The sequence below is a fragment of the Plasticicumulans acidivorans genome, assembly GCF_003182095.1.
Classification (GTDB): Bacteria; Pseudomonadota; Gammaproteobacteria; order Competibacterales; family Competibacteraceae; genus Plasticicumulans; species Plasticicumulans acidivorans.
Genome location: NZ_QGTJ01000001.1, coordinates 88,103 through 103,885, shown reverse-complemented (window position 1 = coordinate 103,885; position 15,783 = coordinate 88,103). Strand labels below are relative to the sequence as shown.

Genomic DNA, 15,783 nt, shown 5'->3' with positions numbered 1-15,783 from the left:
CTGTGCTGCGCATTCTTGTGAATGGCGCGAAGCATGACGCCGGGCGAGTGCTTGTTTAAAGCCGTCGTTTGGCTTTTGGTTCATCAGGGAGATTTCGATGCTGAGCAGCCGTGTCGTAGCCGTGTTTTTCGCGTTCTGTCTGACGCTCGTTCTGAATGCTCAGGCGCAGAACGCCGATCCGCTGCCGTCCTGGGCGGACGGCGCAGCCAAGCAGGCCATCGTCGGCTTTGTGAGCAAGGTCACCCGGGAAAACTCCCCCGGCTTCGTGCCGGTGTCCGAGCGTATCGCGACCTTCGACAATGACGGCACGCTGTGGGCGGAGCAGCCGATGTACTTCCAGCTCCTGTTCGCGCTCGATCGGCTGAAGGCGCTGGCGCCGCAGCACCCCGAGTGGAGCAGCCAGGAGCCGTTCGCCTCGCTGCTCAAGGGGGACGTGAAGGGGGCGCTGGCGGGCGGGGACCACGCGATTCTTGAGATCGTCATGGCCTCTCACGCGGGCATGACCACCGATGAGTTCGCTGCGATCGTCAAGGAGTGGATCGCCACCGCCAAGCATCCGCTCAGCCATCTGCCGTACACCGACATGGTCTACCAGCCGATGCTGGAGGTGCTCGCCTATCTGCGCGCCAACGGCTTCAAGACCTTCATCGTCTCCGGCGGCGGCGTCGAGTTCATGCGTCCGTGGACGCAGGCGGTTTACGGCATTCCCCCCGAGCAGGTCGTCGGCAGCAGCATCAAGACCGAATTCCAGATGCGCGACGGCAAGCCCGTGCTCGTGCGTTTGCCGCAGGTGAACTTCATCGATGACAAGACCGGCAAACCCGTCGGCATCAATCAGTACATCGGCCGCCGCCCGATCATTGCGTTCGGCAATTCGGACGGCGACCTGCAGATGCTGCAGTGGACGACCGCTGCCGCAGGGCTCCGTCTGGGTGTGCTGGTGCATCACACCGATGCCAGGCGCGAATGGGCCTACGACCGCAAATCGTCGGTCGGTCAGTTGGATAAGGCTCTTGATGAAGCCTCGGTGCAGGGCTGGACAGTCGTGGACATGAAGCAGGACTGGAAGGTCATTTACCCGCACGAAAAGAGGTAGTCATTCACGGATGTCGATGTGCTTTCGCGGGCCATCGCCAAGGCGTGGCCGCGTATTGCCGGGTTGACTGTCTATGGAATCAGGGTGGAGGTTTATATGAAGAAGGCACCGTTGGCTGCTGCTGTACTGGGCGCGCTGCTGTTACCGGCTATCCCGAGCATGGCGTCGGCCGAAAGCTCGAAACCCAATATCCTTTTCATCGTTTCGGATGATACGGGCTACGGCGATCTCGGTCCGTATGGTGGTGGCGAAGGTCGCGGCATGCCGACGCCGAACATCGATCGCATGGCGGCCGATGGCATGACCTTTTTCTCCTTCTATGCACAGCCGAGCAGCACGCCGGGCCGTGCGGCCATGCAGACCGGACGCATTCCGAATCGCAGCGGCATGACGACCGTCGCCTTCCAGGGCCAGGGCGGTGGCCTGCCGGCCGCGGAATGGACACTCGGCTCGGTGCTCAAGCTGGCGGGTTACCAGACCTACTTCACCGGCAAATGGCATCTCGGCGAGGCCGATTACGCGCTGCCCAACGCGCAGGGCTACGACGAGATGAAGTACGTCGGCCTCTATCACCTCAATGCGTATACCTACGCCGATCCGACCTGGTTCCCGGACATGGATCCGGAGCTGCGCGCGATGTTCCAGAAGGTGACCACCGGGTCGCTGTCGGCCAAGGCGGGTGAGAAGGCGAAGGAAGATTTCAAGATCAACGGCCAGTACGTCAACACGCCGGAGAAAGGCGTCGTCGGTATTCCGTATTTCGATGGCTACGTCGAGAAAGCCGCTATCGAGTTCCTGGAAAAAGCGTCCAAGAGTCCGGACAAGCCCTTCTATATCAACGTCAATTTCATGAAGGTGCACCAGCCGAACATGCCGGCGCCGGAGTACGAGCACAAGTCTCTGTCAAAAACCAAGTACGCCGACTCGGTGGTGGAGCTGGATGCGCGCATCGGCCACATCATGGACAAGCTGCGTGAGCTTGGCCTCGATAAGAACACGCTGGTCGTCTACACCACCGACAACGGCGCCTGGCAGGACGTCTACCCGGACGCCGGCTATACGCCGTTCCGCGGCACCAAGGGCACCGTGCGTGAAGGCGGCAACCGCGTGCCGGCGATCGCGGTGATGCCGGGCAAGATCGCGGCGGGCGCCAGAAATCACGACATCGTTGGCGGCCTCGATCTGATGGCGACGTTTGCCTCCGTGGCGGGCGTGAAGCTGCCGGAGAAGGATCGCGAAGGCAAGCCGATCATCTTCGACAGCTACGACATGTCGCCGATCCTGTTCGGTACCGGCAAGTCTGAGCGCAAGGCCTGGTTCTACTTCACAGAAAATGAGCTGACCCCGGGTGCGGCTCGTGTCGGCAATTACAAGGCCGTGTTCAATCTGCGCGGAGACAACGGCCAGGCGACCGGTGGCCTCGCCGTGGATACCAACCTCGGCTGGAAGGGACCGGAGAAGTACGTGGCGATCGTGCCGCAGGTCTTCGATCTCTGGCAGGACCCGCAGGAGCGCTATGACATCTTCATGAACAATTACACGGAGCACACCTGGACACTGGTGACCATCAGCGCAGCCATCAAGGATCTGATGAAGACCTATGTCGAATACCCGCCGCGTAAATTGCAGAGTGAAGGTTATACCGGGCCGATCACGCTGACCCAGTACCAGCGTTTCCAGTATGTCCGCGACATGCTGAAGAGCGAGGGTATTTCCATTCCGCTGCCGACCGGCAACTGATCGGGGTTCAGTACGCGCATGCGGGGCGCTGGCGCAGGCAGGTGTATCGGCCTGCGCTGCTCCTGCGACGTGACTCCCAATCAAGCTGCTGACGGCTGAAGCCGTCGGCAGCTTTTGCTGCCGGATGCATTGAGTGCGCCGGAACGTTCAGCGGTGCGGGATGCCGCTCATCCGTTGGCTGCAGCGTCTTCGTCCGTTCGCGGATGGCGGACAGGCCCGGCGTCATTTTGCGGTCGCTTTCGATCGCTTTTTTGAGGAATTCTTCATGATCAAGCCTCTTCGCGTGGTGTCAGCTCTGAACTTGTGGGGGCTTGTATTGGTGTCCAGTCCTGGCTGGGCGGGCGGCATCATGGTGTATGAGGCCGGCCAGGAGGGCATGGGGCTGGCGAACGCCGGCGCGGCGGCGCTGGCCACGGACCCCAGCATCCTGATGAACAATCCCGCCGGTATTTCGCAGCTGGCCGGTACGCAGGTGAATGCGAATGGCCAGCTGATTCTGGGAGACCTGCGTTTTTCCCCCGACGGCCAGAACCAGTTCAGCGGCAGTGATGGTGGCAATGCGCTGAAGTATCTGCCGGGTGCCAGTCTGTTCATCAGTCAGCAGCTCGACGAGCGCTGGTCCGTGGGCTTCGGCATGTACGGGAATTTCGGTCTGGCGCTGAAATACGACGATGACTGGGTCGGCCGCTATTTCACGCAGGAATCCGCCATCATCGGTATTTCCCTGCAGCCGACCGTTGCCTACAAGATCAACGACGATCTTTCCGTCGGCCTCGGCCCGCGCCTGATGTTCGGCTATTTCCGGGCGCAGTCGGCCATCAACAACAATCTGCTCGGATTGACCGACCGCCCGGATGGTCAGCTGGATTTCAAGGACACCGACTTCGGCGCCGGCGTCAATCTCGGTGCGCTGTATCGCATCAACGAGCGCACCCAGCTCGGCGTCGCCTATACCAGCAAGATCGACCTGAGCTTCAAGGACCGGCCGAACGTCGACAATGTCAGCAACCGCCTGCTGGACGCCGCTCTGCGCCGCGCGAGCATCAACAGCCTGAGCCTCGACATGCAGGTGCCGCAGACGCTGCTGCTGAGCGTGACCTACGATCTCGACCCGCAGTGGAAGCTGCTCGGCAGCCTCGGCTGGCAGGACTGGAGCCAGTTCGGCAAAGTTGGCGTGGCCGTCGATGCGGATGCCAACGGCGCCAGCACCACGATCGATCAGCGCTATAAAGACAGCTGGCACGCCTCGGTCGGTGCGCAGTATCAGGTCGATCCTAAGCTGCGCTGGAACATGGGCCTGGCCTATGACAGCTCGATCGTCGCCGACAAGGACCGTACCGTCGACAACCCGGTGGGCGCGACCTGGCGTCTGGCGACCGGCGTCAACTACGCCGCGGCCAAAGGGCTCGACGTGCATTTCGGCTACACCCTGATCTGGCTGGGTGACCTGGAGGTGGAGCAGACCAAGTCCCGCTCCGGCACGACGCTGTCGGGTACCTATAAAGACAGCGCGCTGCACGTGCTCGGCGGTGGCGTTGTCTGGCGCTTCTAGTCACGCGGAAGGGCCGGCGGGCACACGCCGTCGCACCGGCGGCCTCGCGGCGCGACGGTGCGTATACGCCGACCCGGCTTCTACACTGGATGGCCCAGTCACTGCATCGGCTGGTGGTGAGCGAGCGTATCGCCTGCCGCCGCTGCCCCCACACATTTGCTCTCTCCGGTATATGACGACGCCACCCATCAAACCGCTTGCTGATCCGCCGCTGCATTTACCCGCGCTGGCCAACGGCGATGTGTACCGCTTCCACACGATGGTCAAACCCAGCGGTGCCCAGTGCAATCTGGACTGCGCCTACTGTTTTTATCTGCACAAGGAAGATCTGCTGCAGCAGCCGAAAATGCCGCGCATGGACGAGGACTGGCTGGAGACGCATATCCGCCAGTACATCGCCGCGCAGACCGGCCGCGAGGTCATCTTCAGCTGGCAGGGTGGCGAACCGACCCTGATGGGCCTGGAGTTCTTTCGCCGGGTGGTGGCGCTGCAGCAGCAATACAAAAAGCCCGGGCAGCGCATCGAAAACGATCTGCAGACCAACGGCATCCTGCTCGATGACGAATGGTGCGCGTTCCTGCACGAACAGCATTTTCTGGTCGGGCTGTCGATCGACGGACCCGCCGAGCTGCATGACCACTACCGCTACAGCAAAGGCCACAAGCCGACCCATGAGCGGGTCATGCACGCCGTGGCTTTGCTGCACAAGCATCAGGTGGAGTTCAGCGCGCTGTGCGTCGTCAACCGCCTCAATGCCCGGCGGCCGATCGACGTGTACCGCTTTATCCGCGACCAGGTGCGCCCGCGGATGATCCAGCTCATCCCCGGACTCGAACCGGGCGATTTCCGCCAGGTGGCGCCCGGGCACTGGAACTGGGATGCGCTGCCGGTGGTGGGCACGCCGCAGGCACGTCCGGGGCATCCCGATTCCGTGGTGGCCGACTGGTCGGTCGACCCGGACGACTGGGGTTATTTCCTCGGTCGGGTCTGGGACGAGTGGTTCAAGCGCGATTTCGGCCGCGTGTTCATCGACCAGTTCGAAAACGTCGTGTCGATGATGCTGGGTAACGGCTCACAGAAATGCGTGACCAGTCCCGTCTGCGGCAAAGCGCTGGCCATCGAGCACAACGGCGATCTCTATTCCTGCGACCACTTCGTCTACCCGGAATATCGGCTGGGCAATATCGGTGAAACCCACGAGGGCGATCTGGCGTTTTCCGAGCAGCAGCAGCAGTTCGGCTACGCCAAACGTAACAGCCTGCCGCAATACTGCCGGGAGTGCCGCTATCTGCAACTGTGCTGGGGGGAATGCCCGAAGAACCGTTTCGTCAAAACCCCGGACGGCGAGCCCGGCCTGAATTATCTCTGCCGCGGCCTGAAAGCCTTTTACGCCAAGGCGACCGGCGACCTGTCCGAGTTGCACAAGCGTCTGGGAAAGCACTGAATTTTGCATATGACGCGAGAGCGTCGGCGGTGAATCGCCTCGCCTACAACCGCATCGCCGCAGTCTGGGATGGCGCCAGGCAGTCGTTCTGCGGTCGCGAACAGGTCTACCTCGACACGCTGCTCGCCGACCTGTCACCGCCAGCCGCCGTGCTCGATCTCGGCTGCGGCAGCGGGCGGCCGCTGGCGCAATACGTACTCGGGCGTGGCCACAGGCTGACCGGCGTCGATCAGGCTGCGGCCATGCTGGCGTATGCACGCCAGCGCCTGCCGCAGGGTGAGTGGATCGAAGCGCGCATCGAGGACTACCGCACACCGGCGCGTTACGCCGCGATCCTCTGCTGGGATGTCCTGTTCCACATCGAACGCTGCCGGCATGCCTCTTTGCTGGAGCGGATGGCCGGCTGGCTGCAGCCCGGCGGGCGCCTGATGCTCACCGTCGGCGGTTCCGAGCATCCGGCGTTCACCGACACGATGTTCGGCGAGCGCTTCTTCTACGACTCGCATCCGCCGCAGCGGGTGCTCGAACTGCTCGATGCGTCCGGTTTCGAGCCGCTGATCGCTGAGTTCATGAATCGACCGACCTCGGGCCGTGACAAAGGGCGGTTTGCGATCGTTGCCCGTCGGCGTGCTGCGATGGCTGCGGTGAGCACGGAGTAAGCCACTCAGGCAGGCGTCGCGAACTGCACGCCGATGCGGGCCGCGGCGCGGCGGATGTGCTCCTGCATCGCCCGCATCGCCGAGGTGGCCGACTGGCGTTGCAGGGCGCGCAGGATGCGCAGGTGCTCGGCGTGGGTTTCCATCACCCGCTCGCGGCGCAGGAACGGCAGCTTCTGGCTTTCCAGGAACATGCCGGCGGAGCGGCCGATCAGCTCGGCGATCGCACGGTTGCCGCTCAGCTCGATCAGCTGCTGGTGGAAGTCGAAGTCGAGGCGGTTGGCGGCATCGAAGGCTTCGGCGCGCAGTTCACGGCGCAGCGCCTCGACGTTGTCGGCAAGGGCATCGAGCACCTCGGGCGTGGTGCGGGCGACGGCGAGGCCGGCGACGAAGCCCTCGATGCCGTAGCGCAGCTGGAAGATTTCCGCCGGGCTGGCCTGCTCGGCGAAGCTCCAGCCGATCTCGCTGGTGCCGGTCTCGACGGCGGCCGGCGGCTCGGCGACGAAGACGCCTTTGCCGGCATGCACGCGGATTTCGCCGCGCGAGGCCAGTGCCGACAGCGCCTCGCGCAGCGAGGTGCGGCTGACGCCGAGCTGCTCGGCCAGCTCGCGCTGCGAGGGCAGCAGGGCACCCGGCGCATAAGCGCCGCTGTGGATCAGCTCGCGGATGGCTTCTGCGGCAAATTCAGAAACGGCTCGTGATCTGTTCATACCGGTCAGATGGGCGTTGGCGCAAAAACGCGCTGGTGTTCAGCTTACGAGTACGTTTATACGCCTGCAATCATTCGATTTTTCGAATAATCCAGATTGCACCAATGCAATATCACAGGGCCCGGTTTTGGTGCGTTTTGCATGAAGCATGACGTTTTTTTCATGTTGTCTGGTCTGACTGGTATGAACAGTTGCGCGCTATTGCTGACTTCACGCCGTTTGGCTGGTGGTTGGCACGGCTGATGCGATGGAGCTGACGACGAGGCGGCGCGGCGCCGCCTTCGCCCGTTCAGATATTGGAGAAACCGCATCATGAAGCTGCTGCAGACCCTGCTCGCCACCGCCTGCCTCGCCATCGCCTCCAGCCAGGCGGCCCACGCCGACGCGCTCGCCGACATTCAGGCCGCCGGCGTTCTCAAGGTCGCCGTGCCGCAGGATTTTCCGCCTTTCGGTTCGGTCGGCCTCGATCTGCAGCCGCAGGGTTATGACATCGATGTCGCCCGCCTGCTGGCTAAGGGGCTCGGCGTCAAGGTCGAGCTGGTGCCGGTGACCAGTGCCAACCGCATTCCTTACCTGCAGACCAAGAAGGTCGATCTGGTGATCTCCAGCCTCGGCAAGAACGCCGAGCGCGAGAAGACCATCGATTTCTCGATCGCCTATGCGCCGTTCTTCCTCGCGGTGTTCGGCCCGCAGGAGGCCGGCGTCGGCAAGGCCGAGGATCTGGCCGGCAAGACCGTCGGCATCACCCGCGGCTCGGTCGAAGACCTCGAACTGTCGAAAATCGCCCCGGCCTCGGCCGAGCTCAAGCGCTTCGAGGACAACAACACCACGATCTCGGCCTACCTGTCCGGGCAGGTCGGTCTGATCGCCACCGGTAACGTCGTCATCGCCGCGATCGCTGCCAAGAACCCGCCGCGGCTGCCGGTCGAGCAGTTCAAGATCAAGAACTCGCCGTGCTTCATCGGCCTCAACAAGGGCGAGCCGGCGCTGCAGGCCAAGGTCAACGCGCTGATCGAGGCCGCGAAGAAGGACGGCGCGCTGGAGCAGCTGTCGCAGAAGTGGTTCAAGGCGCCGCTGCCGGATCTCGGCGCCTGATCCGCCGCCGGCCCGGGAGGCTTCGTCATGAGCTATCAGTTCCAGTTTCAGGAACTGCTGCCCTATACCGACCAGTTCGCGCGCGGCGTCTGGCTGACCGTGCAGCTGACGGTGGTGTCGACCGTGCTCGGTCTGGCGCTCGGCATCGCCGGCGCGGCGGCGCGGCGCTACGGCGGACGGCTGCTGCGCAGCGTCGTCGGTACCTACGTCGAGCTGGTGCGCAACACGCCGTTCATCGTGCAGCTGTTCTTCATCTTCTTCGGCCTGCCGAACCTCGGCGTCAAACTCAGCGCCGGTGAAGCGGCGGTGATCGCGATGGTCGTCAACCTCGGCGCCTATTCCACCGAGATCATCCGCGCCGGCCTGCAGGCGATCCCGAAAGGGCAGATCGAGGCCGGGCAGAGCCTGGGCATGAGCGGTGTGCAGATCTTTCGCTACGTCATCATCCGCCCGGCGCTGGGCAAGATCTGGCCGGCGCTGTCGAGCCAGTGCGTGATCGTCATGCTCGGCTCCTCGGTGGTGTCGCAGATCTCGGCCGAGGAACTGACCTTCGCCGCGAACTTCATCCAGTCGCGCAATTTCCGCAGCTTCGAGGTGTACGCCGTGACCACGCTGCTGTACCTGGCGCTGGCGCTCGGCCTGCGTCAGGTGTTCGGCCTGCTCGGCCGCCAGCTGTTCGCGCGGCGCTGAGGGAGTCCCGTCATGCCTGAATTCACGTTATGGGACATCACCCGCAATCTGCTGCTGGCCGCGCGCTGGACCGTGCTGCTGTCGCTGATCGCGTTCGCCGGCGGCGCCATCGTCGGTCTGCTGGTGACGCTGGCGCGCGTGTCGAAGTTCAAGGCGCTGCGCCTGCTGATGCGCGGCTACATCGAGCTGTTCCAGGGCACGCCGCTGCTGATGCAGCTGTTCCTGGCCTTCTTCGGCCTGTCGCTGATCGGCATCGAGGTTTCACCGTGGGTGGCGGCATCGCTGGCGCTGACCCTGTGGAGCAGCGCTTTTCTCGCCGAGATCTGGCGCGGCTGCGTCGAGGCCATCCCGAAGGGGCAGAGCGAAGCCTCGGCGAGCCTCGGACTGTCGTGGCTGGAGGCGATGCGCTACGTGATCCTGCCGCAGGCGCTGCGCATCGCGATTCCGCCGACGGTGGGGTTTTCGGTGCAGGTGGTCAAAGGCACGGCGCTGGCCTCGATCATCGGCTTCGTCGAGCTGACCAAGGCCGGCACGATGCTCAACAACGCCACCTTCCAGCCCTTCACCGTGTTCTCGCTGGTCGCGCTGATGTACTTCGCGCTCTGTTACCCGCTGTCGCTGTACGCCCATTCCCTGGAGGCCAAGCTCCATGCCGCTCGTAGAACTTGAACACATCGAAAAATGGTACGGCCAGAACCACGTTCTCAAGGGCGTGACGCTCGGCGTGGAGCGCGGCGCGGTGGTCTCGCTGATCGGCCGCAGCGGTTCCGGCAAGAGCACGCTGCTCCGCTGCATCAACGGACTGGAAACCTTCGATTCCGGGCGGGTCGTCGTCGACGGTGAGGCGCTCGATCCGCAGAAGACCGATCTGCGCCGCTTTCGCCAGCACGTTGGCATGGTGTTCCAGCAGTTCAATCTGTTCCCGCACCTGACGGTCGGACGCAACATCATGCTGGCGCCGACGGTGGTGAAGAAGCAGTCAGCGCGCGAGGCCGAGGAGATCGCCCGCGAGATGCTCGGCCGCGTTGGCCTGTCGGACAAATTCGACGCCTACCCCGAGCAGCTCTCCGGCGGTCAGCAGCAGCGCGTCGCCATCGCCCGCTCGCTGGCGATGCAACCGTCGGTGCTGCTGTGTGACGAGATCACCTCGGCACTCGACCCGGAGCTGGTCGGCGAGGTGCTGAAGGTGCTCGAACGCCTCGCCGCCGACGGCATGACGCTGATTCTGGTCACGCACGAGATGCGCTTTGCCCGCGACGTCGGCAGCAAGCTGGTGTTCATGCACCTTGGCCGGGTCTGGGAAGAAGGCGATCCGAAGGAACTGATGGCGCATCCGCGCACGCCGGAGCTGGCGCAGTTCATCGGCGCCGTCGCCGCCTGAGGCGGCGACGGACTGTCCGCGTTTTTCAGTGACTGCTGGCGACGCCCGCGTGTGTGGGCGTCGAGCCGCCGCCACTGCTGCCGTCGTCATTATTGGCGCCGGCGGCGATGGCAAGACCGGCGGCGATCACGCCGGCAATGGCGAAGGGCACGACCGAGCTGCTCGCCGCCGCACCGGCACCGGCCGCGGTATCGGTCGCTTCCGTCACCTCGGCCGGCTTCGGGCTGGTGGGCTGCTGGGCCTGCTCCGGTGAGCACACCTTCTGCATCGAGCGGCGGACTTCCTCCGCGCACAGTCGGCTCGCGTTTTTCGGGCACTGCTTGCGCACCTGCTGTGCGATCAGATCCTCGCAGGAGGTGGCGGCAGAATTCGACTGCTTGTTGGAATCTTCAGCTCTGAGCGGCAGCGAGCTCGCCAGCAGACTGACGGCCAGCACGGTGGACAGGGATGATCTGAGCATCCTCATGGGCAGGCTCCTCGAACATTGGGCGAAGTGAAGTGGCACGGCCACGACGAGAAGCCTGAGGCCCCGTGGTGGGTGGTGCGAATCATTATCCGGGAGCCTGTTGCACAGCGGAAGATGCGCAGGAATCGTTCGTAAATCCACTTTGTCTGCCGCCTCGATGCCTGACGGAGCGGCGTGCTGCCATGGCGTTTCTGCCGATCAGTGCCGGCCGCTGCAAAGCGCTTCAGAAACGGGTGGTCAGCGTCGTCAGCCAGGCCGGTGACCAGGCGACCAGGGTGCTTTCCAGCGCGCGGTCGAGGCCGCTGAGGATCAGCACGCCGCCGACCACGAGGATCGCGCCGAGCGCCCGCTTGCCGGCGCTGCCGGCTTTGAGCAGCCCGCCGCGCACACGCCCGAGCCACTGCCGGGAAAGCGTGCCGACCAGCAGCAGCGGCAGCGCGGCGCCGATACCGAACACCAGCATCAGCAGCGCCGCCGGCGCGAGCTGGCCGGACTGGCTGGCGAGCAGCGTCGCCGCGCCGAGCGTCGGACCGACGCAGGGACTCCACACCAGACCGAGCAGCAGACCGAGCGCGAACTGACCGCCGAGTCCGCCGAAGCGCAGGCGTGCCAGCCAGTTCTGGCCGAGATCGCCGAGGCCGGCGGTGGCCTGGGCAAAGCGCGCCTGCAGCGAACGGCTGAGCAGCACCGCGCCGACGACGAGCAGCAGCAGCGCGCCGAATTCGCGCAGCACGCCGGCATCGAGGCCGAGCGAGAAGCCGACGGCGGCGATGAACACGCCGACGGCGGTGAAGGCGAGCGCCAGACCGCTGGCCAGTGCCAGCGCGCCGAGGCGATGCACCGACAGCGCGCTGCCGATCACGATCGGCAGCAGCGGCAGCACGCAGGGTGACAGCGTGCTGAGCACGCCGGCGGTGAAGCCGAGACCGTAGTTCGCGAGCATCGCCGTGGCCTCAGGGGGTCAGGGTCTTCGCCAGCAGGGCACGGATGCCGGCGGGCGAGGTGTCACCGACGCTGCGCGCGACTTCGCGCTCGCCGTGGTAGGCGATCAGCGTGCTCTGGCTGCTGGCGCGCAGGGCGCGCACGACGGGCTTCTGGGCATCGAAGTCAACCTGCAGCACGGTGAGCTCGGCGAAGGCCGGGTCGCGCGACAGGCTTTCGATGATCGGTTTCTGCTGGGCGCAGGTCGGGCACCAGCTGGCGTGGACATCGACCAGCACCGGCTTGCCGGCACCGCGCAGGGCGCTGAAGTCGGCCTCGGTATACGGGCGAATCTCGCCGGCGGCAGCGGCAAAGGCCGTGGTGAACAGGGCACAGGCAAACAGCGTACGGCAGAGCTTCATGGCGGCATCCAGAGGTGGCGGCAGAGGGCAACGGGCCGTGATGGCGTCGTTGCCGGGTCTACGCATGCCGGGCGTCGCTGGATGCGCCAGCCGCTTGCTCGGACCAGCCCGCGCGCTGGTGAATGCGCGGCCTGTTCAGCCGAGCGTGGTGTCGAGTGTCATCATCACCGCGAAACCGGCCATCAGGCCGAGCGTCGCCGGCGTCTGGTGGCCGTTGCGATGCGTTTCCGGGATGACTTCATGGGAGACGACGAACAGCATCGCGCCGGCGGCGAGGCCGAGTCCGATCGGATAGGTGATCGCCAGTCCGCTCGACAGGCCGATGCCGAGCAGCGCGCCGACCGGCTCCAGCAGCCCGGTGGCGCCGGCGACCAGTGCGGCGGAACCTGCCGCCAGACCGGCACTGCGCAGCGCCATCGCCACCGCCAGCCCCTCGGGAATGTCCTGCAGCGCGATCGCCGTGGTCAGCGGCAGGCCGACCTGCAGATCGCCCTGCGCGAAGCTCACGCCGATCGCCATGCCTTCCGGCAGGTTGTGCAGCGCGATCGCCAGCACGAACAGCCAGACACGGCCGAGGCGCTCGCAGCCGGCGCCGCAGGGGCCGCTGCTGTCGTGCGCGTGCGGGGTGAAACTGTCGAGGCCGAGCATCAGCAGCACGCCGAGCGCCATGCCGATGACCACGCTGCCGGCGCCGAGCGCGGCGTGGCCGGTGATCTGCGTGCCGGCTTCGAGGCCGGGCAGGATCAGCGAGAACGAACTGGCCGCGAGCATCATGCCGGCGGCAAAGCCGAGCAGCGTGTCTTCGACGCGCTGCGGCAGGCTGCGCAGGAACACTCCGGGCGCGGCGCCCAGCGCCGTCGCCGCAAAGCCGGCGGCACCGCCGTACAGCGCCAGGCGAAAGGTCGGTGCATCGCCGCTGGCGATGTGCAGCAGGCTCTGCACCAGCAGCAGCACGATCGCCAGCGTCGCGGCGGCGAGGCCGATCGCCGTCAGCGGGTGGGCGCGGGCGTGGCGTCGCCACAGGGCCGGCCAGTCGACGGCCGGCGCAGCGGAGGTATCGGCAATGTCCATGGGCAACTCCGGGCGGATTCGACGGCTGCGCCGAGCGGCGCAGCGGCCTGCAGCTTAACGCCGCATCGGCTCTTGGTTCGATGCGCCGCCACGCTTGGCCGGCCCGCGTTACCGTTATGCAGTGCTCGGAGTGATGGCTGGGTTGCATGCGCAAGGCGGCACGCAGGGGCGCCATGCTGAACATCGCCCGCCGGCGGTTTACCGCGCCGGGGCGCCAGCGGCATTCCGGCAGACGGGGCTGTCGGAATGCCTGTCTTGTTCAGTGCGGTGTCAGTGTGCCTGCGGCCGGGAGGCTCGCAGGGTCGCCGCTCCCGGCGCTGGTGCTGCCGTGCGGTGCGTGTGCCTGCCTGTCGGGTCAGTGCGGCGTCGGCGTGTTGCGGCCGGGAGGCTCGCAGGGTCGCCGCTCCCGGCGCTGGTGCTGCCGTGCGGTGCGTGTGTCTGCCTGTCGGGTCAGTGCGGCGTCGGCGTGCTTGCGGCCGGGAGGCTTGCAGGGTTGCCACTCACGGCGCTGGTGCTTCCGTGTTGCAGGCGGTGTCGATCAGCTGGCCGGCCAGCGGCGGCAGCGCGTCGAGCAGCGCGCTTTCGTGGCCATAGGTCTGGCTGGCGGTGTAGGCGCCTTCCATCAGCAGCGCCAGCGCGGCGGCGAGGGCGGCGGGGTCGCGGGCTCCGGCCTCGCTGGCCATCGTCTGCAGGCGTTCGCGCAGTGCGGCCTTGTGGCGGGCGACGAACTGGCGGGTCGGGTGCGCGGGGTCGGCGAATTCGGCGGCGATGTTGACGAAAGGGCAGCCGCGGTAGCCGGGGCGGCGGGCGCGCTCGGTGATGTCGATGAAGATCTGCCGCAGGCGCGCGCGCGCATCCTGCGGATGCTGCGCCACGGCGGCCTCGATGAAACCCCAGAAACGCCGCTCCCAGTGCTCCAGATAGTGCAGCAGCAGTGCGTCCTTGGAGGCGAACTGGCGGTACAGGCTCATCTTGTTGACGCCGGCGCGGCGTACCACCGCCTCGACGCCGACAGCCCGCGCACCCTCGCCGTAAAACAGTTCGGTGGCGGCGCGCAGGATGCGCCGCCGCAGTTCCGCGTCGTGCTCGGAGGGCGCCGGCTGGCCACTCGCATCGCTCATGCATGGCTCCTGAAAAGCGGGTGCTGATTGACAGTGTACCGCTTGGTTCGTACTTTTTGTCCAGCGTACCGATCGGTACACGCATACTTTGCCGACTCGACGTATCGAGACGCCACGCATTGAGGTAGCCCTGCATGCAAGCCATCGCCCGTTGGGCCGGCCACCGTTTTCATTACGCCTGGATCGTCATCGGCGTGACGTTCCTGATCATGCTGATCACCGCCGGCACCCGCGCCACGCCGAGCGTGATGATGGTGCCGCTGGAAGAAGCCTTCGGCTGGAGCCGCACCAGCATTTCTCTGGCGCTGTCGATCAACCTGGCGCTGTTCGGCCTGATGGGGCCGTTCGCCGCCGCGGCGATGCAGTATTTCGGCCTGCGCCGCACCGTGCTCTGCGCCCTGCTGCTGCTGGCCGGCGGCGTCGGCCTGTCGGCGCTGATGCGCGAGAGCTGGCAGCTGTGGCTGCTGTGGGGCTTCGTCGTCGGCACCGCCACCGGCGCTACGGCGATGACGCTCGGTGCGGTGGTCGTCAACCGCTGGTTCACGCAGCGCCGCGGCTTCGCCATGGGCCTGCTGACGGCGAGCACGGCGACCGGTCAGCTGGTGTTCCTGCCGCTGCTTGCCGCCGTCGTCGAGCGCCATGGCTGGCAGCCGGTGGTGCTGATCGTCGCCGTGGTGATCGCCGCGGTGATTCCGCTGGTATTGCTGCTGCTGCCGGAGCGGCCGGCGACGCTCGGTCTGCACCCCTACGGCGCCGCGCACGATGCGCCGCTGGAAACCGCTCCGTCGCAGCAGAATCCGCTGCAGATGGCTTTCGCCGCCCTGCAGCGGGCGATGCCGCGCCGCGACTTCTGGCTGCTGTTCTTCAGCTTCTTCATCTGCGGTGCCACCACCAACGGCTATATCGGCACGCATTTCATCGCCATGTGTGGCGATTACGGCCTGAGCGAGGTGCGCGGCGCCGGCGTGCTGGCGGTGATGGGGCTGTTCGACCTGCTCGGCACGACGCTGTCGGGCTGGCTGTCGGACCGCTACAACAACCGCGTGCTGCTGTTCTGGTACTACGGCCTGCGCGGGCTGGCGCTGCTTTATCTGCCCTCGGCCTTCGGCCTCGGCTACTTCCTCGGCCTGCCGGTGTTCGCGCTGTTCTACGGCCTCGACTGGGTGGCGACGGTGCCGCCGACCGTGCGCCTGACGCAGGACGTGTTCGGTCATGCCGATGCGCCGATCGTCTTCGGCTGGATCGTCGCCGGCCACCAGCTCGGCGCCGCCTTCGCCGCGCTGATGGGCGGCGTGCTGCGCAACACCCTCGGTACCTACACGCTGGCGACGATGATCGCCGGTGCGCTGTGCCTGGTCGCGGCGCTGCTGGTACTGCGTATCCACCGTCCCGCCGTGGCGCCGGCCGCGGCCTGAGCC

At 65.8% G+C, this 15,783-nt stretch carries 16 protein-coding genes; 10 read left to right on the top strand and 6 right to left on the bottom strand.

Translation table 11 applies throughout. The features are described from left to right. Nucleotides 1-97: 97 nt before the first annotated feature. The 5 genes from C7443_RS00420 (at nucleotide 98) to C7443_RS00400 (ending at nucleotide 6,491) form a co-directional block, all read left to right on the top strand. On the top strand, nucleotides 98-1,096 hold the full coding sequence (locus C7443_RS00420; protein WP_110016604.1) for an HAD family hydrolase: 999 nt from the start codon (nucleotides 98-100) through the stop codon (nucleotides 1,094-1,096). A 159-nt stretch (nucleotides 1,097-1,255) separates the two neighbouring features. Continuing rightward, complete coding sequence (locus C7443_RS00415) at nucleotides 1,256-2,836, top strand: arylsulfatase (RefSeq protein ID WP_246004509.1); 1,581 nt, start codon at nucleotides 1,256-1,258, stop codon at nucleotides 2,834-2,836. Nucleotides 2,837-3,101: 265 nt separating this feature from the next. After that, a complete protein-coding gene (locus tag C7443_RS00410; RefSeq protein ID WP_110017005.1) occupies nucleotides 3,102-4,388 on the top strand; it encodes an OmpP1/FadL family transporter in 1,287 nt (428 codons plus the stop codon). 172 nt (nucleotides 4,389-4,560) lie between these two features. After that, nucleotides 4,561-5,832, top strand: a complete 1,272-nt coding sequence (locus C7443_RS00405) for an anaerobic sulfatase maturase (protein ID WP_110016602.1) — start codon at nucleotides 4,561-4,563, stop codon at nucleotides 5,830-5,832. Between the two features lie 29 nt (nucleotides 5,833-5,861). Continuing rightward, nucleotides 5,862-6,491, top strand: a complete 630-nt coding sequence (locus C7443_RS00400) for a class I SAM-dependent methyltransferase (RefSeq protein ID WP_110016601.1) — start codon at nucleotides 5,862-5,864, stop codon at nucleotides 6,489-6,491. 5 nt (nucleotides 6,492-6,496) lie between these two features. On the opposite strand, the gene C7443_RS00395 is transcribed toward C7443_RS00400, so the two are convergent. Beyond that, nucleotides 6,497-7,198 (bottom strand): FadR/GntR family transcriptional regulator, encoded by a 702-nt coding sequence (locus tag C7443_RS00395; RefSeq protein WP_110016600.1) that lies wholly within the window; start codon nucleotides 7,196-7,198, stop codon nucleotides 6,497-6,499. 312 nt (nucleotides 7,199-7,510) lie between these two features. On the opposite strand from C7443_RS00395, the gene C7443_RS00390 reads away from it, so the two are divergent. From C7443_RS00390 to C7443_RS00375, 4 genes are read left to right on the top strand one after another with little or no spacing between them, the layout of a single operon-like run. Next, nucleotides 7,511-8,293, top strand: coding sequence for a transporter substrate-binding domain-containing protein (locus C7443_RS00390; protein ID WP_110016599.1), 783 nt, complete (start codon nucleotides 7,511-7,513; stop codon nucleotides 8,291-8,293). A 27-nt stretch (nucleotides 8,294-8,320) separates the two neighbouring features. Then, nucleotides 8,321-8,983 (top strand): amino acid ABC transporter permease, encoded by a 663-nt coding sequence (locus tag C7443_RS00385; protein WP_110016598.1) that lies wholly within the window; start codon nucleotides 8,321-8,323, stop codon nucleotides 8,981-8,983. A gap of 12 nt (nucleotides 8,984-8,995) precedes the next feature. After that, the gene (locus C7443_RS00380; RefSeq protein WP_110016597.1) at nucleotides 8,996-9,652 is read left to right on the top strand and encodes an amino acid ABC transporter permease; all 657 of its coding nucleotides are present in this window, start codon (nucleotides 8,996-8,998) and stop codon (nucleotides 9,650-9,652) included. After that, on the top strand, nucleotides 9,633-10,364 hold the full coding sequence (locus tag C7443_RS00375) for an amino acid ABC transporter ATP-binding protein (RefSeq protein WP_110016596.1): 732 nt from the start codon (nucleotides 9,633-9,635) through the stop codon (nucleotides 10,362-10,364). Before C7443_RS00380 ends, C7443_RS00375 begins: the two co-directional genes overlap by 20 nt. 25 nt (nucleotides 10,365-10,389) lie before the next feature. Here C7443_RS00375 and C7443_RS00370 read toward each other — a convergent pair whose 3' ends face one another. The 5 genes from C7443_RS00370 to C7443_RS00350 form a co-directional block, all read right to left on the bottom strand. Then, complete coding sequence (locus C7443_RS00370; RefSeq protein ID WP_146213199.1) at nucleotides 10,390-10,830, bottom strand: hypothetical protein; 441 nt, start codon at nucleotides 10,828-10,830, stop codon at nucleotides 10,390-10,392. A 223-nt stretch (nucleotides 10,831-11,053) separates the two neighbouring features. Beyond that, nucleotides 11,054-11,773, bottom strand: a complete 720-nt coding sequence (locus C7443_RS00365) for a cytochrome c biogenesis CcdA family protein (protein WP_110016594.1) — start codon at nucleotides 11,771-11,773, stop codon at nucleotides 11,054-11,056. A 10-nt stretch (nucleotides 11,774-11,783) separates the two neighbouring features. Next, nucleotides 11,784-12,173, bottom strand: a complete 390-nt coding sequence (locus tag C7443_RS00360; protein WP_110016593.1) for a thioredoxin family protein — start codon at nucleotides 12,171-12,173, stop codon at nucleotides 11,784-11,786. Between the two features lie 135 nt (nucleotides 12,174-12,308). Then, on the bottom strand, nucleotides 12,309-13,244 hold the full coding sequence (locus tag C7443_RS00355) for a ZIP family metal transporter (RefSeq protein ID WP_110016592.1): 936 nt from the start codon (nucleotides 13,242-13,244) through the stop codon (nucleotides 12,309-12,311). A gap of 500 nt (nucleotides 13,245-13,744) precedes the next feature. Beyond that, complete coding sequence (locus C7443_RS00350; protein WP_110016591.1) at nucleotides 13,745-14,365, bottom strand: TetR/AcrR family transcriptional regulator; 621 nt, start codon at nucleotides 14,363-14,365, stop codon at nucleotides 13,745-13,747. A gap of 134 nt (nucleotides 14,366-14,499) precedes the next feature. On the opposite strand from C7443_RS00350, the gene C7443_RS00345 reads away from it, so the two are divergent. Next, on the top strand, nucleotides 14,500-15,780 hold the full coding sequence (locus tag C7443_RS00345) for an MFS transporter (RefSeq protein ID WP_110016590.1): 1,281 nt from the start codon (nucleotides 14,500-14,502) through the stop codon (nucleotides 15,778-15,780). Nucleotides 15,781-15,783: the final 3 nt, after the last annotated feature.